The organism is Sungkyunkwania multivorans (assembly GCF_042675645.1).
Lineage (GTDB): Bacteria > Bacteroidota > Bacteroidia > Flavobacteriales > Flavobacteriaceae > Sungkyunkwania > Sungkyunkwania multivorans.
In genome coordinates this window covers 42,304-67,379 of record NZ_JBHTJH010000002.1, presented here as the reverse complement: position 1 = coordinate 67,379, position 25,076 = coordinate 42,304, and the positions used below count along the sequence as shown (strand labels likewise).

25 protein-coding genes are annotated in these 25,076 nt (G+C 42.2%); 8 read left to right on the top strand and 17 right to left on the bottom strand.

Going from position 1 to position 25,076, the window contains the following annotated elements:
- The first annotated feature begins 57 nt into the window (after positions 1-57).
- Positions 58-1,464 (top strand): dihydrolipoyl dehydrogenase, encoded by a 1,407-nt coding sequence (gene lpdA / locus ACFQ1M_RS01635; RefSeq protein WP_386402881.1) that lies wholly within the window; start codon positions 58-60, stop codon positions 1,462-1,464.
- Between the two features lie 268 nt (positions 1,465-1,732).
- On the opposite strand, the gene ACFQ1M_RS01630 is transcribed toward lpdA, so the two are convergent.
- Both ACFQ1M_RS01630 and ACFQ1M_RS01625 read right to left on the bottom strand, forming a co-directional pair.
- Positions 1,733-1,969 (bottom strand): CDGSH iron-sulfur domain-containing protein, encoded by a 237-nt coding sequence (locus ACFQ1M_RS01630; protein ID WP_386402878.1) that lies wholly within the window; start codon positions 1,967-1,969, stop codon positions 1,733-1,735.
- A 40-nt stretch (positions 1,970-2,009) separates the two neighbouring features.
- The gene (locus ACFQ1M_RS01625; protein WP_386402875.1) at positions 2,010-3,185 is read right to left on the bottom strand and encodes a heparan-alpha-glucosaminide N-acetyltransferase domain-containing protein; all 1,176 of its coding nucleotides are present in this window, start codon (positions 3,183-3,185) and stop codon (positions 2,010-2,012) included.
- A gap of 178 nt (positions 3,186-3,363) precedes the next feature.
- Here ACFQ1M_RS01625 and ACFQ1M_RS01620 point away from each other — a divergent pair, with 178 nt between their 5' ends.
- Complete coding sequence (locus tag ACFQ1M_RS01620; protein ID WP_386402872.1) at positions 3,364-3,894, top strand: NADPH-dependent FMN reductase; 531 nt, start codon at positions 3,364-3,366, stop codon at positions 3,892-3,894.
- Positions 3,895-3,900: 6 nt separating this feature from the next.
- Here ACFQ1M_RS01620 and ahr read toward each other — a convergent pair whose 3' ends face one another.
- Positions 3,901-4,905 carry an NADPH-dependent aldehyde reductase Ahr gene (ahr, locus tag ACFQ1M_RS01615; RefSeq protein WP_386402869.1) on the bottom strand — a complete coding sequence of 335 codons (1,005 nt, stop codon included), beginning with the start codon at positions 4,903-4,905 and terminating at the stop codon, positions 3,901-3,903.
- Between the two features lie 186 nt (positions 4,906-5,091).
- On the opposite strand from ahr, the gene ACFQ1M_RS01610 reads away from it, so the two are divergent.
- Entirely contained in the window at positions 5,092-5,508 is a 417-nt protein-coding gene (locus ACFQ1M_RS01610; protein WP_386402866.1) for a hypothetical protein, read from the top strand.
- A gap of 76 nt (positions 5,509-5,584) precedes the next feature.
- On the opposite strand, the gene ACFQ1M_RS01605 is transcribed toward ACFQ1M_RS01610, so the two are convergent.
- The 14 genes from ACFQ1M_RS01605 to ACFQ1M_RS01540 form a co-directional block, all read right to left on the bottom strand.
- Complete coding sequence (locus ACFQ1M_RS01605; protein ID WP_386402863.1) at positions 5,585-6,079, bottom strand: CIA30 family protein; 495 nt, start codon at positions 6,077-6,079, stop codon at positions 5,585-5,587.
- A gap of 106 nt (positions 6,080-6,185) precedes the next feature.
- The gene (locus ACFQ1M_RS01600) at positions 6,186-6,815 is read right to left on the bottom strand and encodes a hypothetical protein (RefSeq protein ID WP_386402860.1); all 630 of its coding nucleotides are present in this window, start codon (positions 6,813-6,815) and stop codon (positions 6,186-6,188) included.
- Positions 6,816-6,965: 150 nt separating this feature from the next.
- The gene (locus ACFQ1M_RS01595) at positions 6,966-7,325 is read right to left on the bottom strand and encodes an SRPBCC family protein (RefSeq protein ID WP_386402857.1); all 360 of its coding nucleotides are present in this window, start codon (positions 7,323-7,325) and stop codon (positions 6,966-6,968) included.
- Positions 7,325-7,981 carry a phage tail protein gene (locus ACFQ1M_RS01590; RefSeq protein WP_386402854.1) on the bottom strand — a complete coding sequence of 219 codons (657 nt, stop codon included), beginning with the start codon at positions 7,979-7,981 and terminating at the stop codon, positions 7,325-7,327. The genes ACFQ1M_RS01595 and ACFQ1M_RS01590 overlap by 1 nt, the downstream gene beginning before the upstream one ends.
- A gap of 69 nt (positions 7,982-8,050) precedes the next feature.
- The gene (locus ACFQ1M_RS01585) at positions 8,051-8,272 is read right to left on the bottom strand and encodes a hypothetical protein (RefSeq protein ID WP_386402851.1); all 222 of its coding nucleotides are present in this window, start codon (positions 8,270-8,272) and stop codon (positions 8,051-8,053) included.
- 49 nt (positions 8,273-8,321) lie between these two features.
- A complete protein-coding gene (argH, locus tag ACFQ1M_RS01580; RefSeq protein WP_386402848.1) occupies positions 8,322-9,599 on the bottom strand; it encodes an argininosuccinate lyase in 1,278 nt (425 codons plus the stop codon).
- A 39-nt stretch (positions 9,600-9,638) separates the two neighbouring features.
- Entirely contained in the window at positions 9,639-10,700 is a 1,062-nt protein-coding gene (locus ACFQ1M_RS01575; protein WP_386402845.1) for a M20 family metallo-hydrolase, read from the bottom strand.
- On the bottom strand, positions 10,697-11,512 hold the full coding sequence (argB, locus tag ACFQ1M_RS01570) for an acetylglutamate kinase (RefSeq protein WP_386402842.1): 816 nt from the start codon (positions 11,510-11,512) through the stop codon (positions 10,697-10,699). The genes ACFQ1M_RS01575 and argB overlap by 4 nt, the downstream gene beginning before the upstream one ends.
- Positions 11,502-12,455, bottom strand: a complete 954-nt coding sequence (locus ACFQ1M_RS01565; RefSeq protein WP_386402839.1) for an N-acetylornithine carbamoyltransferase — start codon at positions 12,453-12,455, stop codon at positions 11,502-11,504. Before ACFQ1M_RS01565 ends, argB begins: the two co-directional genes overlap by 11 nt.
- A 1-nt stretch (position 12,456) precedes the next feature.
- Positions 12,457-13,596 carry an aspartate aminotransferase family protein gene (locus ACFQ1M_RS01560; protein WP_386402837.1) on the bottom strand — a complete coding sequence of 380 codons (1,140 nt, stop codon included), beginning with the start codon at positions 13,594-13,596 and terminating at the stop codon, positions 12,457-12,459.
- A gap of 4 nt (positions 13,597-13,600) precedes the next feature.
- Positions 13,601-14,395: a pyrroline-5-carboxylate reductase gene (gene proC / locus ACFQ1M_RS01555; protein ID WP_386402835.1), complete on the bottom strand. Its 795-nt coding sequence runs from the start codon at positions 14,393-14,395 to the stop codon at positions 13,601-13,603.
- Positions 14,396-14,414: 19 nt separating this feature from the next.
- Complete coding sequence (gene argC, locus ACFQ1M_RS01550; protein WP_386402832.1) at positions 14,415-15,392, bottom strand: N-acetyl-gamma-glutamyl-phosphate reductase; 978 nt, start codon at positions 15,390-15,392, stop codon at positions 14,415-14,417.
- 146 nt (positions 15,393-15,538) lie between these two features.
- Positions 15,539-16,723 (bottom strand): argininosuccinate synthase, encoded by a 1,185-nt coding sequence (argG, locus tag ACFQ1M_RS01545; RefSeq protein WP_386402829.1) that lies wholly within the window; start codon positions 16,721-16,723, stop codon positions 15,539-15,541.
- Positions 16,720-17,334 (bottom strand): GNAT family N-acetyltransferase, encoded by a 615-nt coding sequence (locus ACFQ1M_RS01540; RefSeq protein ID WP_386402827.1) that lies wholly within the window; start codon positions 17,332-17,334, stop codon positions 16,720-16,722. Before ACFQ1M_RS01540 ends, argG begins: the two co-directional genes overlap by 4 nt.
- 271 nt (positions 17,335-17,605) lie before the next feature.
- Here ACFQ1M_RS01540 and ACFQ1M_RS01535 point away from each other — a divergent pair, with 271 nt between their 5' ends.
- The 5 genes from ACFQ1M_RS01535 (at position 17,606) to ACFQ1M_RS01515 (ending at position 25,055) form a co-directional block, all read left to right on the top strand.
- Entirely contained in the window at positions 17,606-18,922 is a 1,317-nt protein-coding gene (locus ACFQ1M_RS01535) for an anthranilate synthase component I family protein (RefSeq protein WP_386402825.1), read from the top strand.
- A gap of 71 nt (positions 18,923-18,993) precedes the next feature.
- On the top strand, positions 18,994-19,842 hold the full coding sequence (locus ACFQ1M_RS01530) for an alpha/beta hydrolase (protein ID WP_386403050.1): 849 nt from the start codon (positions 18,994-18,996) through the stop codon (positions 19,840-19,842).
- On the top strand, positions 19,839-21,149 hold the full coding sequence (tilS, locus tag ACFQ1M_RS01525) for a tRNA lysidine(34) synthetase TilS (RefSeq protein WP_386402822.1): 1,311 nt from the start codon (positions 19,839-19,841) through the stop codon (positions 21,147-21,149). The genes ACFQ1M_RS01530 and tilS overlap by 4 nt, the downstream gene beginning before the upstream one ends.
- On the top strand, positions 21,146-23,122 hold the full coding sequence (locus ACFQ1M_RS01520) for a protein-disulfide reductase DsbD family protein (RefSeq protein WP_386402819.1): 1,977 nt from the start codon (positions 21,146-21,148) through the stop codon (positions 23,120-23,122). The genes tilS and ACFQ1M_RS01520 overlap by 4 nt, the downstream gene beginning before the upstream one ends.
- 100 nt (positions 23,123-23,222) lie before the next feature.
- Entirely contained in the window at positions 23,223-25,055 is a 1,833-nt protein-coding gene (locus ACFQ1M_RS01515; RefSeq protein ID WP_386402816.1) for a DUF885 domain-containing protein, read from the top strand.
- The last annotated feature ends 21 nt before the right edge of the window (positions 25,056-25,076 follow it).

The following is a 25,076-nucleotide window of genomic DNA, read 5'->3' as shown; positions in this document are numbered from 1 at the left end:
CATAGCAATTCGTACTTTTGTATTTCGAAAATTTGAAATCGAATTTAAAAATAGACTATGAATTCATATGATGTGGCCATTATCGGCTCTGGTCCTGGAGGGTATGTAGCGGCGATCCGTTGCGCTCAACTAGGAATGAAAACTGCAATCATTGAAAAATATTCCACCCTCGGAGGCACTTGTCTTAATGTGGGTTGCATCCCATCAAAAGCATTGTTAGACTCTTCTCATCATTATGAGGATGCCGTGAAGCATTTTGAGGAACACGGAATTGAAATCCCAGGGGAGGTGAAGGTGAATCTAGAGAAAATGATCGCGCGTAAACAGGCGGTTGTTGACCAAACTTGTGCGGGTGTCGAGTTCTTAATGAAAAAGAATAGTATAGAGGTCTATGAAGGATTGGGAAGTTTTGCTGATGCCACACACATCAACATTAAAAAGAACGATGGTAAGACCGAGAAGATCGAGGCAAAGCATACGATCATCGCAACGGGTTCAAAGCCTTCGACCTTGCCATTTATAACCATTGATAAAGAACGTATCATTACATCTACAGAAGCCTTAAAGTTAAAGGAGATACCAAAGCATATGGTGATCATCGGTGGAGGTGTGATCGGATTGGAACTAGGGCAGGTCTATAAGAGATTAGGTGCCGAAGTCTCGGTGGTAGAATATATGGATCGCATCATCCCAACGATGGATGCCTCGCTTTCTAAAGAGCTTCAGAAGGTGATGAAAAAGCAAAAGGTGAAGTTTTACACCTCACACAAGGTAAAATCTGTTGAAAGAAATGGAGATGAGATCGTTATTAAAGCAGACGATAAAAAAGGTAAGGAAGTAGAATTCAAAGGAGACTATTGTCTGGTTTCGGTAGGAAGACGACCTTATACCGATGGTCTCAACGTTGAGGCTGCGGGTGTAAAACTGAATGATAGCGGACAAGTTGAAGTCAATGACCACCTTCAGACGTCGGTTTCGAACATCTATGCTATCGGTGATGTGGTACGCGGAGCCATGTTGGCGCATAAAGCAGAAGAGGAAGGGGTGATGGTCGCCGAGATCTTGGCCGGACAAAAGCCACATATCGATTACAATCTGATTCCCGGAGTAGTCTACACTTGGCCAGAGGTGGCTGCAGTAGGTAAGACCGAGGAAGAATTGAAAGAAGCTGGTGTTAAATATAAAGTTGGACAATTCCCGATGCGCGCTTTGGGTAGAGCTCGTGCCAGTATGGACATTGACGGATTTGTAAAGATATTGGCAGATGCCGATACAGACGAGGTGCTTGGCGTACATATGATCGGTGCTCGTGTGGCCGACCTGATCGCTGAAGCCGTGACTGCCATGGAATTCCGTGCTTCTGCCGAAGATATTGCAAGAATGAGTCACTCGCATCCAACCTATGCCGAAGCAGTAAAAGAAGCAGCCTTGGCAGCTACGGAAGATCGTGCGTTGCACGTTTAACTTTTAAATGTCATTCCTGCGTCCGCGTGTCGCCAGAGCTTTAGCGAAGACACAATGCAGGAATCCAAATAACTTAAACCCTGTCAAGAAATTGTCGGGGTTTCTTTTCGTAAAAAGAACTGTCAGGTTTCGAATACCTAATAGACCCCTTATTCTGAACTTGCAGAAGAAGTATTGTTGCACTCACCGTTTCGGGATGAAGCGCCCGAACATATCGTTCGATACTTAACCGACTATGTCATTCAGGCGAGGAACTGACAACCTTCAATTATTTGTTATGCGTCCCATCACAAAAGGGTTGACCATTGGTGGCCTTGCAGGTGCAGAACCATTTGGTCTCATCTTCTGGACATTTGTATAAGATAGGGGTGAAGTTGGTTCCTTTGTGGGATCCATCACAGAGTGGTTGCTCTTTAGAGAGACCACAAGAACACCAAGAATACCGTTTCCCAGCTTTTAGATCGAGAGCGATGGGTGCATCACCAGCGCGTTTTGGAGTTTCCATAGTATTGAATTTTTCAAAAAGGTAACAAGAAAAATCCGATCTATCGATTTCTAAATCGAAGTACGATGGCCTGAATGGGTTGTAATTTAGAAATTACAGCAACGAGCCACGATCCTGACATGGATATTTTTCGCATAGCGATGGCTTTACCTCTTTCAATCCATTGGTCACCAAATCTGTAATAAAGCAACACGGTAGTGCATATGATCATAATAAATGCGATCGCACCAAGAATAACCTGTAATGGTGAAAGGCTATGGTGCCAGTATCTTGAGAAACCGATGCCCAGCCAGCTTCCATATAAAAGAATATAGTGGAGGATGTAGATAGATAGTGTGCGGCCACCTAGGTCGGTGAAAATGCTTTTGGCCATCCATCTTCTGATGACCAAGAAGAGGCTAAAAAGAACGAGTACATCTCCAAAACGAGAAAATAGGTAGTTGTATCCCGCAGAGGCCTTGAAAATTTCAATCCCAGTGAATTCAAACAAGACCATTAGAAAATATGACGAAAAGTGGACCAGCAAAAGCCCCACGATCGCCAAATTATAAATGGCCAGTCGGTAAAAGCCTTCTTTCTGATATTGTCTTAAGAATATGATCGAAAGGAAGGACCCAAGAGCCACATAACCAAACCATGGAAATATCGTGAACACGGATCCATGAGCTTTGGTAAAATAATTGGCAAAAAATTCTGGTAAGAGTTCTAAAGGTGCATTGGCATAAGAGCGCTCCAATAAGAAAACTACAAACCCGATTCCTAATAAGGTATATTGGAAAAGTCTTGCCGAATAACGATACAGCAGCAGATACAAACCGATAAGCAATATCAAAGAAAGCCCAATGATGTGTAGGACATCGATGAAAAAGAAAAAGTCTTTAAAACCAACAACAAAGAAGCTCAAATTGAATCTTAAAACATATCCCCAAAAGAGTAGCTTCAATCCTCTGCGCAGGCCTTTTTTCACCCTAGGATTTTGCAAGGATACGGCATCGTTTTTCTTCAAAAGCAAAAACGTAAAAACAAAACCAGTGATCGTAAAGAAGGTAGGAGCAGTAATACCCCTAAAATATTCCCATAGCCCGTAAAAAAACCCCGATGTGTTTACTAGCGAAGTGTCCAGAAGCGTATGCACAAAATGGCCTTGCAACATCATAATAATGGCAAAGGCTCTTATGGCATCTATGAAATATAAGCGTTGACTCCGGGCGCTCATCACCGATAATTTTTCCTTATATACTGAAAGTCAGTCGTCTTTGGATGTATCCACAACTAACAATTTGCCGCAAACGTACGATTTTTTATGGCTATGTTAAGAGCATTTTAACATTTTTCGATGAATGGGTTTACGACATATTCACCCTATCTTTGGAACTCTTTAATCGATGTGCCACATGAGTAATATTTTAGCATTCGCAGCAAGCAACTCTTCAACTTCTATTAATCATCAGCTGGTAAGCTATGTAACTTCTTTGATAAAAGACCACCATGTCCAGGTCATCAAAATGACAGATTTCCCCTTTCCAATGTACAGCGCAGATATAGAAAAGAAGGAAGGTTTTTCTAATTCGATGGTCGAGTTGAACAAGGATATCAAAAAAATGGATGCGCTGATCATCTCTGTAAATGAGCATAATGGAGGGCTTTCCGCTTATGCAAAAAATTTACTGGATTGGTTCTCTAGATTGGATAGGCAATTCTTATCAGGCAAAAAAGTGTTTTTGCTGGGAGCTAGCACTGGGAGAGGCGGGGCAGTCTCTGCTATCACCCAAGCCGAAAGTATACTTCCTCGCTTTGGGGCAGAGATCATGGATACGTTCTCGTTGCCTTCATTCAGCCATAATTTTTCCAACGGTAAGATCACCGATGAGGAATCGGTTATCGAATTGAAGGAACGCTTGGAAACATTCTTGGCGAATATCTAAAGGCCTTTACGCTTTCAACACAATACGATAGCGAGCTTTTCCCTCATGTAAGTGGTCAAAGGCGTCATTGATCTTTTCCATTGGAAACTCTTCTACGATCGGATAGATATCGTGTCGCACGCAGAACTCTAACATTTTTCGCGTCAGAGCGATGCTCCCCAACGGACTTCCGCCAACGGATTTCTCTCCTGAAATTAGACTAAAGGCTGGGATGGCCATAGGTTCTAGCACAGCACCAACGGTATGAAACTTCCCTTTTGGAGATAATGTGCCCAAATAAGAGTCCCAATCGAGCGTTACATTGGTCGTGTTCAAAATAAAGTCTAAAGAACCAGCTATGCTCTTTAATTCTTCTGGGTCTGTAGAATTAATGACTTTGGTAGCCCCCATCTCCATGATCGCGTCCTTTTTCTTAGGGTTGGAGCTAAAGGCAATGACCTCACATCCCCATTTGTTCAAAAACATCAATGCCATATGGCCGAGACCACCGATTCCGATGACTCCCACTTTATCTGTTGGCTTCACACCTGACAATACGATTGGATTAAAGACGGTAATCCCACCACAAAATAAAGGACCGGCTTTACTTAGCTCCAATCCTTTTGGTAAAGGTACCGCCCAAGACCAGTGGCTTCTCACTTTATCAGCAAAGCCTCCGTGCCTACCCACGATGGTGCCTTGGACCGAAGGACACAAGTGATGACTGCCATCCATACATTGAATACAGTGCATGCAGGATGCTGAATTCCATCCTAGGCCGACCAGATCCCCCTCTTTTAGATTTTTGACCTCACTGCCTACAGCGATGACCTCGCCGACAATCTCATGACCAGGAACAAAGGGATATTGGGTCATGCCCCAATCATTGTCGCGCATGCTAAGGTCCGAATGGCAAAGGCCGCAGTAATGCACTTTGATATCGACTTCTTCATTTTCAAGTTCTGGCAATTCGTATTTGAAGGGAGAGAATTCACCTCCTGCTTCATGGGCGGCATAGGCGTTTACGGTCATTGTCTAAGATTTTTATGATTAGTTGATGAATCTATTAAAAGTACGATTTTACAATCGTTTTTACGAATTATTGTATCGGAATATCAAAGGGCAAGTATATTCTCCATTTTTTGGAAACAGGTATTTCTACGTTCACCTAAAATATTGATATTGAATAACTTGCAATAAACCATAAAACCAAAAATCATGGGAAACACAGTTATTGATTCAAAAACAGACAAACACAGCTTTGCCTTTGGAGCAGAGAAGGTGTCAACGACCCTCACACTTGTAGAGACTGCACCCGGCGATTTTGCCATCAATTATGATGCAAAATACTCAGGTGTTAAAAGTGGTCATGTGCAAGGTGGACCCATCGCCGTTTCAGGGAACATCAGTAAAAAGGTGCATTCCAATCCAGATGTGGATGTCACGGTAAGCAAGTATTCGAAAACATCATCGAAAATCTCGATGCATGTGAAAATTGTTGTTCATGCACCATTTCCAATCGGGAAGGTCACGATTTTTGATAAGACCTTGGATGGAAAATATGGTCACAATGCGCTGCAAACGATCGTTGATCATATGACAACGACGGCAAAGGCATCAGGGACCTATAATTAAACGAGTAGAATTATTTGCCCAAGTAGGTTCCCCTCCAATGTAATATTGTGTTTTAGAAAATGAAGGAAAAATACCATCAGCGCAGACTGATACTATCGATGAGCAATTTAAAATCCTCTGCTTTTTTATTGCCGATCAAGAATGCTATTTCTTCGAGTTGCGCTCCGGGATAATTGGAAATGTCCAAAGTTCTGCCTCGAAAAGCAGGATACATCTTAGAGAAATCGATCTCGATAGTTTCCCAATCGCCTGAAGTAGTAAACTCCCCGATATAGGAGTGTCTGTCGTACCTGTTGCTTTTTATTCTGAACTGATATTTCTTGCCATCGCCTTTTACCCTAAGCATCACTTTGCTATAACCTGATACTTCTTTGGTCTTATACCGATGACGAACCGAAGAAAACCCGCCATTATTCTTAAGTGAGATGCTTCCCGAAAATACCGCATGTCCATCCGAATTCAGTCGGATACTTCCCTCGGACAACCCGCCCATGACTCCATCGTTGACAACGCGCCATTCGTTGATGTCGGTTTCTCTGTTGAAGTCGAAAAGTATCAATTCAGTCATCATAAAAAACGAAATAAAGAGGCACAACCATTTCATAGCGTAGTTTTAAGTAAAAGTACTACCAATGATTATTATTAAACGTTTAGTTAACAAATGTTTAGTGTTCTTTTCAATCGAGAAATACCTCACTTTCCCGTGCTTTGAACACCTCTAGACTATTACTGGCTTTTTCGAAATAAGGGAAGTATTTCTTTTTTCTGGATTTTAAGGTCCATGACATGATCATGAAGAGACTCTCTTTGGCCTCGACCACCGTTACATGGTAACTCACCGGATAAATGATCTCTTCGAACGCTATCGTCGTTTCAAAGGTCATTGCAGGCATCCCGTCGATTCTCTTTCTTAGTGGTTCTTTTAAGGAAATCACCTCTACATCTTGAGTAAGATTTTCCTTTTGAAAATCAATATAATTCTCCAGCATGGAAATGGAATCCTTATAACTGCCAAGCATCTGCAAAGCGGCCTTTGCTTCTTCATTGGTCTCATCGATAAGGATGGTGTAGGTCTCCTTTAACTCATTTTTGAACTGCAAGGAAGCATCCTCGTTGAGGTCGTTCGTGGACTTCATAAATTTTGGAAGATACATCTGATACCGATCCTCGACCTTTGCGAGGCGAAAATCTTCTTTGTAGGATAACGAATTATAATCGGTTTCTGAAGAAAATTGCTCGCATCCAATAAAAAGTATGGGAACAATTAAGATAAAAGTTCGTAGAGGCTTTAGAATGTTGAAATGCATAATGATCAATTTTGAAAAGCAATAATACGGTCTTTGTTGCTTTTCTCAAGAATTTTATGAAGGGATTTCTATAAAATGTAAGACTTAATGCGCTAAAAAAGCAGCTAAACGCTCCTTTATGAAATAATTCCAACCCGCTTCACAACTTTCTCATGTAAACTCTGGAATGTCTTGAGGGAAATTATCAATGCCAAAACAGCTTAGTCTTAGCAAGCTATTCTGGTCTTGTTCAAAAAGCTCAAAGCTCACAATTCCTTCGGCCTCATAGTCGGGATAGTTCCAAGTATAGCTAATCTTTTTCTGCGGAATGACCTCTGTGATCTCCCAGTGATGTAAAAAGTCTCTTTCGCCAGTTGAGACGTTGAACTCCGTCGCAAAACCGAGTTCAGGTCTAAAGTCTGGAATATTTTCAAAATACCATTGAACCATTTGCTCGTGCTCGGTGACGGCGTTCCAAACAGCAGCCACTGGAACAGTAAAAGATTGTTCAACGATAATAGGATTTGGCATTATTCTTTTTGAGATGTCTTTCTTGTCGATTGGGTCAGGGTGGTGCCATGGTTGTGAGATGGCATCTGACTCGTGGTCAACACATGGGTCTCTGCGCCAAACTGCTGACCTTCGTTCACGTTGCTTAGACCTGGACCATTTCCTACACCCACAGGAACTCTCCCTCGGAGATCTGGCAAGGCAAATGTGGTTATGCCATCGCCGCCATATTGGGTTCCTAAAATCGAAAAGAGTGCAGTATTGCTGGAGATGGGTAGTAATTGTCCGTGACAAAAGGCCCAACCTTGGGGAGCAAAATTCCCGGCGAACAAAATGATCTCGGCATAAAAAGGATTTGGACCACGTTCCGTGTACCTACTAGGGCTTGGAAATGTGCCAAATAAAGATATGATGTAATTTAACCCTAATGAGGGTTGTGTGATGTTGTGAGCCTGCCCACTGCCATTGTTGTTTATAGATAAACTTTTACCTACCCATTCGGTATTGGCAGTGTCATAAGTGAGTAGGTCATTATCAACGGTGAACTTGCTTAGATCAGCAGCTTTCTCCGCCTGTAAGGCGTATGGGACACTTACGATCTGGGTAGTACCGATAACCTGATAGTTGGTTCCTCCGGTAATATCTACCGCAACTTCTAAAAAGTAAGCGTCAGGCAAGCTCCAATCAATAGAAGAAAAAGTTCCTGTTACTGGAGTTCCGAGTCCTAATATGAGTGAGGCTACTCCTTAGCTATTGGTCATAGCCGATTGGGTCTCTTCATAGCGTTCTGTTGGCGTGGCTAGTTTATAAATGGCCAATTGAAATCCTATGTTTTGATTAGCAACAATGTTACCTCCAGTATCATGAATCACAGTTTGATAATTGATGCCTTGTGGAGTTTGAGCAATTGCTTGGAAGGAAAGGAAGAATGCAACAAGCACTCCACAGAGCGTTGAGAGGGATTTCATAATGTATCAGGTTGGTTTAGAACACTAAATGTACTAAAAAAGACTGGATTTAATGCGCCTTCATCTTATTCCTAATCTCCTCCAAACAAAGATTTCCAATACTTCCCGCATGGGTATGGTCGATATTCTTCTTTGGAACGAACGTACCTTCTTCGATCTGCCTTCCGATCAAATGATAGGCCTCTCTAAAGGGTGTGCCATTCTGAACAAGTTCGTTCAACGTATCAACACTGAACATGTAGTTATATTTTTCCGAATCGACGATATCGCTTTTTACGATGATATCCTTTAAGGTGAAATGGGCCATCTCCAAACACGATTTTAGCTCTTGGATCGCTGGAACGATCACCTCTTTTACCAATTGTAGGTCTCTGTGGTACCCACTTGGCAAATTCGTCGTCATCATCGCCAATTGATTGGGAAGCGCTTGCAGTTTGTTGCATTTACCGCGAATCAATTCAAATACATCGGGATTCTTTTTATGCGGCATAATGCTACTTCCCGTGGTCAATTCTTCAGGAAATCCTATAAAATCGAAGTTTTGACTCATGTAGAGACATACATCCATGGAAAGTTTGGCCAAGGTGGCCGCTAGACTACCAATACCAAAAGCGGTACTTTTTTCTACCTTTCCTCGTCCCATCTGAGCCGCAACCACATTATACTTTAGGGTGCTAAAACCAAGAGCTTCGGTGGTCATCTCTCTATCTATGGGAAAGGAACTTCCATAACCCGCGGCGCTTCCTAAAGGGTTCTGGTCGGCGATCTTGTAGGCCGCCTCTATGAAATAAAGATCATCGATAAGGGTTTCTGCATAGGCGGAGAACCAAAGTCCAAAAGAGGATGGCATGGCGATCTGCAGATGCGTATAGCCTGGTAATAATGTATCTTTATGAGTTTCTGCAAGGTCTAATAGCAGGTCAAATAGTTCTTTGGTCTGGTCCTTGATCTGATTCAGTTCATCCTTGAGATATAGATGCATGGCGACCAAGACTTGATCGTTGCGGCTTCGCGCCGTATGGATCTTCTTTCCAACAGCGCCCAATTTATTGGTCAATAAGAATTCGATCTTTGAATGTACATCTTCAAAGTCTTCTTCGATGGTAAACAATTCATTATGCACACATTCGGAAATATCATTGAGTCCCATGATGAGTTGTGCAACTTCTTCATCGGTGAGAATTCCAATTTTTCCAAGCATTTCTGCATGTGCCTTTGAAGCCTGCACATCGTACTTTGCCAAAATAAGATCGAGTTCACGGTCGTGGCCAACAGTAAATTGGTCAATTTTTTCATGTGGCGCGGTGCCTTTTTCCCAGAGTTTCATGTCTTTTTGGTTTTACGGGTTAGGTCTCTGATCTCAGTTTTATAGTATTTTCTTAAGTAATTGTATGTAAATAGCAATGCCCTCTTTTATCTCTTCGACATAAATAAATTCATTAGCACTGTGCGAACGGGTAGAGTCGCCGGGCCCTAATTTTAGAGAAGGACAGCTTAGCACCGCCTGGTCTGAAAGGGTAGGAGAGCCATAGGTGGTTCTTCCCAAAGCAATACCGGCCTGTACCAGTTCATGTTCGATCGGAATGGAAGATGAATTCAAACGCAAAGAACGCGGTGTCACCTCGCAAGGCGCCTTCTCGGCGATGGTATCCCATACTTCCTGATTGGAATATTTGTCATTCACCCTAACATCGATCACCAATTCGGTCTTTGCCGGAACGACGTTATGCTGTGTTCCAGCGTTGATCTGTGTAACGGTCATCTTTACTTCGCCTAGCACCTCAGACACTTTCTCAAATTTGTAATCCCTAAACCACTCAAGTGCCTTGATCGTTTTATAAATGGAATTGTCATCATTAGGATGCGCAGCATGACTCGGCGTGCCATTGACGACGCCATCAAAGACCACCAATCCCTTTTCGGCAATGGCCAAATTCATCAAAGTTGGCTCTCCTACAATTGCCACATCGATATGCGGAAGTTTTGGTAATACGCTATTTAGCCCATTGGCACCAGAACTTTCCTCTTCGGCAGAAGCGACCATGACCAAATTATAGTTCAAGTCTTTTTTGTCATAATAATAAGTGAATAAGGCAAGCAACGAAACCAGGCATCCACCTGCGTCGTTGCTCCCTAAGCCAAATAATTTTCCATCGATGATGTCGGCCTTAAAAGGATCGCGCGTGTATGCCGAATTTGGTTTTACCGTATCGTGGTGAGAATTGAGAAGCAGCAGGGGCTTTCCATCTTCAAAATATTTATTGAATGCCCAGATATTATTATCGGCTCGTTCAAAAGGAATATCAAACGCTTCGAACCAATCTTCGATATGCGCTGCAGTTTCATCCTCTTCAGAAGAATAAGAAGGTGTTGCTATCAAATTTTGCAGCAATTCAAGGGCCTTATTGGTTAGTTGTTGTTGGTTCATAAGGTTAGGGTCGTAAATAACTGACGATTATTTGTAAACATTGTTGCGTTTCCGATACAAACTTTAACAACTTTATTATCGAGCGCATGGAAGCAATTATGCATTTTAGGAAGCATCCCATCCGCGATGATCCCTTCTCTTTTCAGTTCATTGTATGCCGTTTTATCGATCTTTTCAATGACCGAATTCTCATCTTCCACATTTCGTAAGACGCCATTTTTTTCGAAGCAATAGTATAGGGTGGTATCAAAGAATTCACTTAGGGCGATTGCCACTTCGGCTGCGATCGTATCGGCATTGGTGTTTAGCAATTGCCCATTTTTATCGTGCGAGATAGCGCAAAAAACGGGCGTCAATCCAATTTCGAGAAGTTTTTTAATGTTAAAACCATCCACATGGTCAATATCGCCTGCAAAGCCATAATCTATTGCTCTCACGGGACGTTTATGGGCTACGATGGTATTTGCGTCAGCTCCCGAAAGTCCAACTGCATTGCAACCAAAACCTTGAAGTTTGGCAACGATATTCTTATTGGTCAAGCCACCGTAGACCATGGTGATCACCTCTAAGGTCTGAGCATCGGTAATGCGTCGTCCTTGATGCATCTTAGCTGGTATGCCTAGCTTTTCAGCTAATAGTGTCGCTAACTTGCCTCCACCATGTACTAAAACTTTCTGACCATCAATGGCGGCAAAATCCTTCAAAAAGGCGGTCAGTTTTGCTTCATCTTCAATGACATTTCCGCCGATCTTTATAACATTTATTTTGTTATTCCTGCGCCGGTAGGAATCTTTTTTATTGTCAGTTTTCATAGCGACCTAATAATTTTTTCAGCACCAATTGCGCTGCAAATGTTCTGTTATTTGCCTGTTCAATGACGATAGAATTGTCACTGTCTAAAACGGCATCCTCAATCACCATATTTCTTCGTACGGGCAGACAATGCATCAACTTTCCATTGTTGGTCAATTGCATTTTTTGTTGGGTGATCATCCAATTTTTGTCTTTGGAAAGTACTTTTCCATAGTTCTTATAACTACTCCAGTTTTTTACATAGACAAAATCTGCATCCTTAAAAGCATTTTGTTGATCGTATTCGACAGACATATCTTTTGTGATGGCCGGATCCAATTCATAGCCTTCGGGATGCGTGATCACCAAATTAACGTTTTGCAATTGCATCATTTTCACGAATGAATTTGCGACCGCATGCGGTAAGGCTTTTGGATGCGGCGCCCAGCTCAAAACGACCTTGGGTCGTTCTACCTTTTTGAATTCTGTTATCGTGATGGCGTCGGCTAATGCTTGCAGTGGATGCGCTGTAGCACTCTCCATATTTACGATTGGCACGGTGGCGTATTTTTTGAAGCTATTCAGTACCAATTCTGCCTCATCCTGTTCTCTGTCGGTCAAAGAGGCAAAGGCGCGAATAGCAAGGATATCACAATATTGCGATACTACGGCGGCTGCTTCTTTGATATGTTCGGCCTTTCCAGCGTCCATGATCGACCCATCCTCAAATTCCAATTGCCAGCCTTCGGATCCAAAATTCATCACCATCACTTGCATCCCTAAATTCATTGCTGCTTTTTGGGTGCTGAGACGCGTTCGCAAACTCGGATTGAAAAAAAGCATGCAAAGTGTCCTCTTTTTGCCGAGTGATTCGAATTGAAAAGGATCCACCTTCAATTGTAAGGCTTGATCTATCCAACTTTGGACATGATCGATAGCTGTGATGTCTAGATAGTGTTTCATGTTAGACCGCTGTATTTACCATCGCCAGTTCTAAAGCATCGAAGAACTGGTCGATATGTTTATTCTGAATGCTTAGTGGCGGTAGGATTCTCAATAGTTTTTTGTTGCTGCTTCCTCCTGTAAAAATATGATGCTCATAGATCAGTTTTTTACGCAGTTTTCCCACTTCAAAATCGAATTCTAGCCCGAGCATCAATCCACGACCTTTTATTTTTTTCAACTGTGGAAGTTGCTTGGCTTTTTTTATAAAGTAGGATTCCATCCTTTTGGCATGGGGCATCAGCGACTCATTTTCGATCACCTCGAGCACCGCCAAGGTTGCTGCGCAGGCCAAATGATTCCCGCCAAAGGTAGTGCCGAGCATTCCATATTTAGCTTCGATACTTGGGTGAATTAGGATACCTCCGACAGGAAAGCCATTGCCCATTCCTTTCGCGATGGAAATGATGTCTGGAACAATACCGTGTTTCTGGAACGCAAAAAAATCGCCTGTTCGCCCAAAGCCCGATTGTACCTCGTCGGCAATAAGCTTTGTTCCATGCGATTTGCACAAGGACGCTGTGGTTTGAATGAAAGTTGTTGATGGTTCGTCCAACCCGCCAACACCTTGAATGCTTTCGAAGATCACGGCGCATACGTCTTCTTTTTGTAATTCCACTTTCAGACCTTCGATATCACCAAATTCCAAGAACGTAACTTGTTGTTGTGCATTGATAGGCGCAACGATGTTTTGATTGTCTGTAGCGACCACCGCGGCCGAGGTTCTTCCATGGAAGGCATTTTTAAAGGCAATGACTCTGGGTCTGCCCGTTGCAAAGGAAGCGAGTTTGAGTGCATTTTCATTAGCTTCGGCACCAGAATTACAGAGGAATAATTGATAGTCATCACAGCCTGAGATAGCACCTAACTTTTCAGCTACTTCTTTTTGTAAAGGATTTTGAATCGCATTGGAATAAAAACCGATATTATTTAGTTGTACGCTTATTCTTTTTAAATAGGCCGGATGGGCATGGCCAATAGAGATCACCGCATGTCCGCCATATAGGTCCAAATACTTAGTGCCGTTCTTATCCCAAACATAAACGCCTTTTGCTTTGATAGGCGTCACATCATACAATGGATATACATCGAATAGTTGCATAGTATTATTTTTCGGCGATCTGATTTATTTTGTTGAAGGAGGCCACGATACCTCTGATAAGAGAAGAGCTAAGTCCCTGGTGTTCCATTTCGTTGAGACCTTCGATCGTACAGCCTCGAGGTGTGGTGACTTTGTCGATTTCCTGTTCCGGGTGATTTCCACCTTGGATGAGCAAATTGGCGGCGCCTGCACAGGTCTGCATGGCCATTTGTTGGGCTTCTTCGGCATCAAAGCCCAATTGGATTGCTCCTTGGGTGGTTGCTCGGATGAGTCGCATCCAAAAGGCAATACCGCTTGCGCATATGACGGTTGCGGCCTGCATCAAACGTTCCTCGATAATGATCGACGTTCCCAAGCCATTAAATATAGCTTCGGCGAGTTGGATGCGCTTCTTCCCCTTTTCGTTGGCGCACAAACAGGTCATCGATTTTCCTACAGAGATCGCGGTATTGGGCATGCTGCGAATGATGTTTGTATCACTTCCGAGAATGCTTTCCATTCGTTCGATCTTAAAACCGGTGATGGTAGATATCACTACGTGGTTTTCATGCAAAAGATCATTGATCTCTTTGAGAATACTCTCAAATTGATTGGGTTGTACAGCAAAGATCAAAATATCTGATTTTTTCACCGCTTCACGATTGTCTGCAGTGACCTTCACATTGCCATATTCTTCCCAATTTTCAATACTCTCGGTATTGCGCTTGGTGAGGTATAGCGAGGTGGTGGTATTGTTCTTGATGAGTCCTTTGGCGATGCTCAATCCTAAGTTTCCAGTTCCGATAATGGCTATTTTCATATGATACTCTCTTGATTTTTTAAAAAAAACTACCTTTTAGCTGTAATCCTTCGGTTTCCTCTAGTCCGAAAATGATATTCATGTTTTGTATGGCCTGCCCAGAAGCGCCTTTCAACAAATTGTCGATAGCGCTGGTAATGAGCAAGGTGTTTTCATATTTATGCAAATGGATGTGGCACTGATTGGTATTCACCACCTGTTTCAAATGAATTTCCTTGGAAGAAACATGGGTGAAAGGGGCAAGTGCGTAAAAATCACTGTAAAGCTTTTGGGCAGCCTCTAGGGAATCTTCGAATCGCGTATAGGCCGTGACAAAGATTCCTCTCGCAAAGTTTCCTCGTTGTGGCATAAAGAACAGTTCACTTTCAGTTCCCTGCATTTGTTTCAGGCTTTGTTTTATTTCACCCAAATGCTGATGCGTAAAAGGTTTGTACCAAGAGACATTGTTGTTTCGCCAGCTAAAATGAGTGGTGGTCGATGGTTTAACTCCCGCTCCAGTACTTCCCGTTACGGCATTGATATGTACTTCATTTTGAAGTTTTTTGGCCTTGGCCAATGGTAATAAGGCTAGTTGAATGGCTGTTGCAAAACATCCTGGGTTTGCGATATATTTTGCTTTTTGAATCGTATTTTTTTGCAATTCTGGAAGTCCATAAACAAATTCTTTTCCCTCTAGAACGGCATCTTTTTCTAATCTGAAGTCATTGCTTAGATCGATGATGGTAGTCGCTGCCGAAAATTGATGTTCCTTGAGAAAAGCAGTCGAGTTTCCGTGCCCTAAACAAAGGAAGACCACATCGACCTCGGTATTTAGGGCGTTAGAAAATTTTATGTCAGTGATCCCCAATAGGTCTTGATGTGTCTCAGCGATCAAATGTCCCGCTTTGGTAGTGCTAAATACAAAATCTATTACCGCCTTGGGATGATTCAATAGCAGCCGAATCAGTTCACCTCCGGTATATCCACTTCCTCCTATAATTCCTGTTTTTATTTTCATTTATTGCTTTGTTTACTTGTTAGCTGTCGTTTCGAGTGAATCTTTGTAAGAGCATCTGAAAAGATTGGTATCGAGAGGTTATATGAATACTGTTCTTGATACGATTTTTCATCATTCCATTGAGAAAAATCATTCGAAATGACAAACTAATTGTTCACACTTTGATAGATCTTGTTCTGATTGGCCGTTATCTTGATAAAACCTTTTGCATCATCAGCGGTCCAGCCCTTGTTCATTTCGCCATAACTCCCAAAAGAGGCATTCATAAGGTCATGCTGTGATCGAATACCATCGATAGTAAACCGGTAGGGATAAAGCGTTACAAGGACATCTCCCGAGACATTTTTTTGGGTATCCTCCAAAAAGGTCTCAAAGTTTCTCATCACGGCATCCAAATACTGCCCCTCGTGCAATAGCATCCCATACCAATTACCCAGCTGCTCTTTATGATGCTGTTGCCATTTGGTCAATACATGTTTTTCCAAAGTGTGATGTGATTTGATGATGATCATCGGGGCGGCGGCCTCAAAGCCAACCCTTCCTTTAATGCCAATAATGGTATCGCCCACGTGGATATCTCGTCCAATGGCGTATTTTGAAGCGATGGATTGTAGCTTTTCGATATTGGCAACGGGGGTGTTCTGCTCATCGTTCACCGCTGTCAATTCGCCCTTCGTGAATGTGAGCTTTACCGCGATCGGTGTTTTTTCTTCGAGCTGACTTGGGTAAGCTTCCTCTGGAAGCGATTGATGTGAGGTCAATGTTTCTGAACCACCAACACTAGTACCCCATAGTCCTTGATTGATAGAATATTTTGCTTTCTCCCAAGACATGTGAACGCCCTCTTGCTTCAAATATTCAATTTCTGCCTCACGAGATAGCTGCTGATCTCTGATCGGAGTGATAATTTTTATTTCTGGTGCTATCACTTGGAAGATGAGGTCGAATCGCACTTGGTCGTTTCCTGCACCCGTACTTCCATGCGCGATCGCCGTAGCACCCAATTTTTTGGCGTAGTTGATTATTTCTATGGCCTGTACGATTCGTTCCGCACTCACCGATAAAGGATAGGTGTTATTTTTGAGCACATTTCCGAAGATGAGATATTTCACCACTTTTTGGTAAAAAGCGTCGATGGCATCAATGTTTATATAACTAGCTGCTCCTAGTTGCAGAGCCCTTTCTTTGTTTTGCGCGATCTCTTCAGCGGAGAATCCGCCCGTATTGACACTGACAGCATGAACTTCAAAGCCATGCTCTTTGCTAAGATATTTAACGCAATAGGAGGTGTCCAAACCACCGCTATATGCTAGGACGAGTTTTTTACTCATGGTTTTTTCTTTAAAAACAGGGATTGTTTGATACTTTTCAATCTTTTGAACACCTTCTTGTCATACGGATGCTCATTGACATCTTCAACTTTTTTGGGGTCATAGAGCATTCCTGTGCACAGGCACATTTTGTGGTCGGTCCTTGTCAACACATCGTAATTTTTACAGGTCTGACAACCTTTCCAAAACAATTCGTCATCCGTCAATTCAGAGAAGGTCACGGGCTTATAGCCTAATTCAGAATTGAGTTTCATTACCGCCAGGCCGGTGGTAATACTGAATATCTTTGAATCTGGAAATTTTGTCTTGGAATGTTCAAAGACCACTTTTTTTATCTTCCTTGCCAAACCTTGCCCTCGAAAATCGGGATTGACGATCAATCCAGAATTGGCAACATATTTGCCATGACCCCAGGATTCGATATAGCAAAAGCCAGCGAAAACATCCTCTTCTAAAGCGATGACCGCATTTCCCTTTTCGATCTTTTCGATGATATACTCAGGAGATCTTTTGGCGATTCCTGTACCTCGATCCTTGGCAGAATCTTCAATGGTCTTACAGATGATGTGCGCGTATTTTACGTGCGATTTGTTGGCAACAACGATTTGCATGCTCATGATTTTGAGTTACAAAAAATTAAATGAAAGTATTCTTTTGGAAAGGGGAGTCGAACGCATCTAGACTCCAAAATTGAAGTACACCCTTACGGGCGACGGCGGGGAGCGCGACGAATGATAACCGGTCTTAAAACGGGTCGTTTTAAGTTGAGTAACAATAATATGTAGTCTATCTTGCTCATTTGATACTTCAAAGATTGTAATTTTTTAGATACGCTCGACATTGAATTTGTATTTTAGCGAAAAATTGCAGATTCGATAATTTATGCTTCGTATTTCGAAGAAAATTCAACTAAAAGACGCTAAAACTTTCAAAAATAAGTTGTTGGCATGGGCACAACAGTTTGAAGAAGTGGTGTGGTTGGATGCCAATGGTCATCGCGACGACAACAATGCCTTTGATGTAATTCTCGCAGTTGATGCCTTTACCAGTATAAAAACAGATACCGAAAATGCCTTCGAAAAGTTGAGTGAATATCAGCAGACCACGAAAGATTGGCTCTTTGGATACCTCACGTACGATCTAAAAAATGATACAGAAAAACTGACCTCTACCAACTTTGATGGTTTGTGTTTTCCCGATCTATTTTTCTTTCAACCTAAAAAGATATTCATTTTTAGGGGCAATGATCTAGAGCTATTATACTTGCCTTTGGTAGATGATGAAATTGATATTGATGTAGAAGAAATAGAAAAGATGCGCTCTACGCATCCTATTGAAGAGACACATTCAGCAACAGAAAATTCGAAAGGCGTAAAGATAAAATTGAGAATTCATAAAGATGAATATCGAAAAAAGGTGGAAAAAATGCTATGGCATATTCAGCGGGGAGATATTTATGAGGCAAATTTTTGTCAAGAATTCTATGCGGAGAATACCACTATCGACCCACTTAAAACATACCAACATCTCAATGATATATCACATCCACCATTTGCAACCTTTTTGAAGCTCGAAGAAAATTATCTCCTGTCGGCTTCGCCTGAACGCTATTTGAAGAAAGAGGGCAATAGGATTATTTCCCAACCTATCAAGGGGACCTCAAAACGCTCAAAGATAGCGATGCACGATTATTTCTTGAAGCATCGGTTAGCAAATGACCCAAAAGAGCGCAGTGAAAATGTAATGATCGTCGATTTGGTTCGCAACGATCTTTCCAAGACCGCTATCAAAGGTTCTGTAAAAGTAGAAGAGCTATGCAGGGTGTACACCTTTGAACAGGTGCATCAGATGATTTCTACAGTGGTTTCTGAGGTTGATGAATCGACATCTCCAGTGGATGTCATTGCGACCACATTTCCGATGGGAAGCATGACTGGTGCCCCAAAGGTTTCAGCCATGAGGATCATAGAGGATTTAGAGGAGACCAAGCGTGGTCTGTATAGTGGCTCAGTTGGATATTTTACACCAAAGGGTGATTTCGACTTCAATGTTGTCATTCGCTCAATTCTTTATAATGAGGGGGTAAAATATGTCTCCTATTCGGTAGGAGGCGCTATCACCGCCAAGTCGATTCCTGAAAGAGAATACGAAGAATGCCTGATCAAGGCCAAAGCGATGCGAGAGGTGTTGGAAGGTTGACGCATAAAGATTTTGTCATCTAATAGATCGTTTGTAGCTTAGGGGCTATCTAACCAATATCTTACTTGCAAGTGTCGATCAACCACAAAAAGTTTCACTTTCAAAGTCATGGTACACTTTTTTTTGGCCAACATTGGCAGCCTCGAGAAGCCAAAGCGGTGGTGGTTCTAGTACATGGTTTTGGAGAACATTCTGGTCGCTACGCAGATTTTGTCGTCCCAGAACTTGTAAAAAAGAATATAGCTGTCGTTTCTTATGACAATTTTGGTCATGGTGAGACTGAGGGGAAACGAGGTCATTGCCCCAATTACGATGCGCTCATGTTTGTATTGGGTATTGTAGTGAGAAAGGCCGAAGATCTCTTTCCAGGGTTGCCAGTTTTTCTTTATGGACACAGCATGGGAGGTAATCTGGTATTGAACTATGTATTGAGAAGTCCGCATAAGGTAACAGGTGTTATCGCCACTAGTCCTTATTTGCGATTGGCATTTGACCCACCAAAGTGGAAAATGCTTGTTGGCAAAATGCTGATGGGTGTTTCGCCAGGTATCACCTTGGCCTCAGGTTTGGAGGTCGAGGCGATTTCTAGAGATGCATCAGAAGTGGCCAAATACAAGGAAGATCCATTAGTTCACGATAAGGTGAGTCCGATGTTTTCTTTTCCGATCATGGATGCTGGCGAATGGGTGGTAAAGAAAGCCGAGGAATTGTCGGTCCCTACCTTATTGCTTCACGGGACAGATGATCGATTGATAGATCATAAGGCATCTGTAGAATTGGAGGCGAAAGCTCCAATGAGCAAACTACATCTCTTCAAAGGAGGGTATCACGAATTGCATAACGATCTTGAGAAAGACAAGGCATTAAAGATCGTCACTACTTGGATAGACGATCACGTTGGTGCTAACTTTGTATTGTGACCGATAAATTTTTTAAACATATTGAAGATAATTTCCCGTTTCTTCACAACGGAAAATTGCTTGTTGCTGTCAGCGGTGGTTTAGATAGTATGGTCCTGGCACATCTCTGCATAAAGGCCAAGCTCAAGATTGCCATTGCACATTGCAATTTTAAATTGAGAGATGCCGATAGCGATATGGATGAGGAATTTGTGAGAGCCTTTGCAAAAAAAAGCGGCGTTCAATTCTTCAGTGCAAATTTTGATACGGCCTCCTACGCAAAAAAGAATAAAATTTCTGTACAAATGGCGGCGAGGGAACTACGTTACCAGTGGTTCGAAGAGATAGCAAAGGAAAGTGGGTTTGACCATATCCTTACGGCACATCATGCGGATGATGTTATCGAGACCTTTTTGATAAATTTGTCAAGAGGTGCTGGTCTGGATGGACTCACGGGTATTCCAGCGATCAACGATAACATCGCACGACCATTATTGCCTTTCGCCAGAGAGGATATTTTACACTACGCGAAAGACCAAAAGCTTTCATGGAGAGAAGATGGGAGCAATGCAGAGACAAAATATTTGAGAAATAAGATACGGCACGAGATCGTTCCTAGTTTAAAAGAACTCAATCCTTCGTTTATCCATAGCTTTCAGAGAACACTTCGCTATTTGAATGGTAGCCAAGCTTTGGTTGCTAAGCATATCAACGAATATAAGCAGGTCCTCTTTAATAGGGAGGATGGCGTATACCGAATCCCAATATCGCATTTAAAAAATTTAAATCCGAGGCCGGCCTATCTCTATGAGTTGTTCAAAGAGTTTGGTTTTACCGAGTGGGATGATGTGGCAGCCTTAATAGATGCACAGACTGGAAAGCAGATTTTCTCGAAGACACATCGTTTGCTAAAGGATCGCGAAAGTCTCTTTATTCAAGAAATTCAACCGAAGGTGAGGAAGCGAAGTTTTCTAATCGAGGATGACGAAAGTTCGACTACGAAACCTATTAATTTGAAACTAGAAAGTGTCGCCTATGTGCTGGCCGAAGGCCCACGAATTGCACACCTTGATAAAGAAAAGTTAAAGTTCCCTCTAACTGTAAGGAGATGGGAAAATGGTGACTATTTTTACCCAGCAGGAATGCAAGGGAAAAAGAAGTTGAGTAAATTTTTTAAGGACGAGAAGTTTTCCTTGATCGCCAAAGAAAACCAGTGGCTCTTATGCGATGCAGAACACATCGTTTGGGTCATTGGGAAACGATTGGACGAACGATTCAAAGTGACGAAAAGCACTAAACAAATTTTAAAGATCACCTATACTCCATGAGGTATTTTTTACTGACCTTGGCCTTTCTACTGTCCTTTGAGGGCATCGCGCAGAAACAGTATGCTTCTTGGACCACTTCCGTAAAGAAGGTATCCGAGACAGCGTATGATCTGACATTTGAAGCAGAGATCGCTCCAGAATGGCATGTTTACTCACAGTTTACTCCAGATGGCGGTTCCCTGCCGATGGTCATTACTTTTGAAAATGCTGGCTTGGGATACGAGCTCGTCGGCAAGGCGCAGGAAAGCGCCACCGAAACCAAGTTTAGTGAGATATTTGAAGTGGACGAGGTTTTCTTTGTTGGAGAGGCAAAAATCACACAACGGATCACATTGCTGGACGCCTCGTTGAGACAAATTAAGGCAGAGTTAGATTATCAGGTATGCAAAGAAGTATGTATCAGAAAGATCGAGGAGTTTACGTTCGTTTTAGATGGTGGTGCCATTATAGAAGAAACTAAAAGTTTTACCGATAAGGATAAAGAACTTACGGAGGCCCTAATTCTAAATATCAAGAATCGAGAACTGCTTGAAGATGTCAATCAGGTAGAGGCGAAGAAAAAAGGCCTTTGGGGCTTTTTTCTCATAGGCATCTTAGGAGGGTTGGTCGCATTATTGATGCCTTGTACCTTCCCAATGATCCCATTGACCGTTTCGTTTTTTACAAAACATGCAAAAAGCAAGGCACAGGGAGCAAGGGATGCGATCATTTACGGATTATCAATCGTTGCTATTGCCGTATTGTTGAGCATACCCTTTCATCTTTTTGATTCGATTGACGAAGGAATATTAAATACCATTTCTACCAATGCTTGGCTAAACGTCATCCTCTTTGCCGTCTTTATCTTTTTTGCATTCTCATTATTTGGTTTTTATGAGTTAACGCTTCCTAATTCTTGGAGCACCAAGATGGATAAAGCATCCAATAGGGGTGGACTGATAGGAATCTTTTTTATGGCCTTGACACTGGTGTTGGTTTCCTTTTCATGTACAGGGCCCATTTTGGGCGGTCTTCTTGCAGGCACGGCCACCAGCGAAGGAGATGTTGCCATGAATCTTACATTTGGGATGCTTGGTTTTGGAGTGGCTTTTGCACTTCCGTTTACTTTGTTTGCTTTGTTTCCAAATATGTTGAGTTCACTACCGAAGTCTGGAGGGTGGATGAATACGGTCAAGGTAGTTCTCGGATTCGTAGAATTGGCTTTTGCCTTTAAATTTTTGAGTAATGCCGATCTGGTGGAACATTGGGGATTGTTAAAAAGAGAGATTTTTATCGGAATATGGATATTGATCTTTGTTTTATTGGTTATTTATCTATTTGGAAAATTAAAATTTCCCCATGACGGGCCTTTAAAAAAAATGAGCACGACCCGAATAGGCTTATCGTTGATAACCATCGCGTTTGTAGCCTACCTCGCATTTGGATTCACCAATAGATTGTCCTTGTTAAGCGGAATACTACCTCCAGAGTTTTACAGTGTTTCCCCAACCGAAAATGATTGTCCCTTGGGATTGGACTGCTATAAGGATTTTGAGGAGGGACTGGCGGTCGCCAAGTCCGAAAATAAGCCGGTATTACTTGATTTTACGGGTTGGGCTTGCCAGAATTGCCGAAGGATGGAAGAGAACGTATGGGTAAAAAATGAGGTGTATGATATGTTGAGCAATGATTATATACTCATCTCCCTCTATGTTGATGATCGCAAAGAACTCCCAGTTGCCGAGCAATTCAATTTTAAATATCGATCTTCGGGAAGAATCAAAGAGATTGAAACCGTAGGAGAGAAATGGGGTACTTTTCAATCAGTCAATTTCAAATCAGCGTCTCAGCCATATTATGTGCTACTTAGTCCAGACATGGAGGTCTTAAATACGCCCCAACAGTATACAGACGCTGCTGTCTATTCTACTTGGCTAAGGGAAGGATTGCAAAATTTCGAGAAAACAAAACAGACTGCCGCGAATTCCGACTAAATGTATTTCACGCGAGCGCTGCGTGGGTTGATACACCCACTTTTTTGTTTTTAATGATTTTGAAGTATATTTATTCAGCTACTAATTCAATACGTACTTAATGAGATTGACCTATTTGAAAATACTGCTATTGGCAATAATGGCAGTGTATGCTATGAGTTGTGAGAAATCGCCCAAACAAAACTCACATCATTCTCCCGAAGAGGTCGTGGAGACCTCTAAAAAGCTGAATGAGTGGTTTCAACAACAATTTGAGAAAAATATTGCTAGGTCGCCTATGTCTCAGACCAGCTTGGGCGATAAGACCAACTACGATCAGTGGGATGATTTTTCCTTGGAAAGAGAAAAGCAGGATTATGAGGATGCCAAACTTCGTTTGCGTTATCTTGAAGACTCGGTACACGTTGATGCCTTGGACAAATCCACCAACTTAAGTTATCGGCTTGCAGTACAGCAATTGCAAAATGAAATCACCGACTTTAAATATCGATTATATGATTATCCTGTAAACCAGATGTATGGTTTTCATTCTAGGATACCGGCTTTTTTGATCAATATGCATCAAGTTTCCAACAAGAGTGATGCAGAGGCCTATATCGCAAGACTGAGAGGTGTAGATGAGATGTTTGATGATTTGATGGCGGGAATGAAAGAACGTGAGGAAGCAGGGATCTTACCTCCAAAATTTGTTTTTCCAAGAGTCATTGAGGGAAGCAAAAACATTTTAACAGGCGTACCATTCGATGCTACAGAGAAAGAAAGTACGCTTCTGAATGACTTTAAAGGTAAAGTAGAGCTTCTTGAAATTTCAGAGACAGAGAAAGAAGCGCTTGTCAACAAGGCCAAGGAGGCCATGTTGAAGTCCGTCAAACCTGCATATACCAAATTGATTGCGCTATTAGAGGACCAGCAAAAGAGAGCTACCTCTGATCACGGCGTGTGGAAATTACCTAATGGCTTAGATTTTTATAACAATGCCTTGGTGCGTACCACCACCACTGGGATGACTGCAGAAGATATTCACGACCTTGGACTCAGAGAAGTGGAGCGTATCCATGGGGAGATGAACGAGATCAAAAAGCGAGTTGGCTTCAAAGGCTCGCTTCAGGAGTTCTTTGCATTCATGAAAGAAGACCAACAATTTTATTATGAGGACTCGGAAAAGGGCAGAAAGGCCTATATGAAGGAAGCCACGCGTATCATCGATAGCATGAAGGGCCGTTTGGATGAATTATTCAATACAAAGCCAAAAGCTGATATGGTTGTGAAACAAGTAGAAGCATTTCGCGAAAAATCTGCTGGAAAGGCATTTTATCAACAGCCTGCAATAGACGGGTCTAGACCAGGAACTTATTACGCCAACATGTATGATATTATGGCCATGCCCATTTATCAGATGGAGGCATTGGCGTATCACGAGGGCATTCCAGGACATCATATGCAGATCGCTATCGCTCAAGAATTAGAGAATATCCCAATGTTTAGAAAATTGGGAGGTTACACTGCTTATATAGAGGGCTGGGGACTGTATGCGGAATACATTCCAAAAGAAATGGGTTTCTATAGCGACCCTTATTCAGATTTTGGGAGATTGGCAATGGAATTATGGAGAGCGTGCCGATTGGTGGTAGATACAGGAATCCATGCCAAAAAGTGGACCCGCGAACAGGGTATTAGATATTACACGGAAAATACTCCAAATGCCGAGTCCGATGCCATAAAGATGGTGGAGCGTCATATTGTTTTACCAGCGCAAGCCACAGCCTACAAGATCGGGATGATCAAGATCCTCGAGTTAAGGGATAAGGCGAAAAAGAAACTTGGCGATGATTTCGATATCAGAGATTTTCATGATGTGGTTCTCACCAATGGAGCGGTACCTCTTAATGTTTTGGAAATAATGGTAGATGAATGGATCGCCAGCAAGGAATAAATGAAAAGAGGGTGTCTAAAA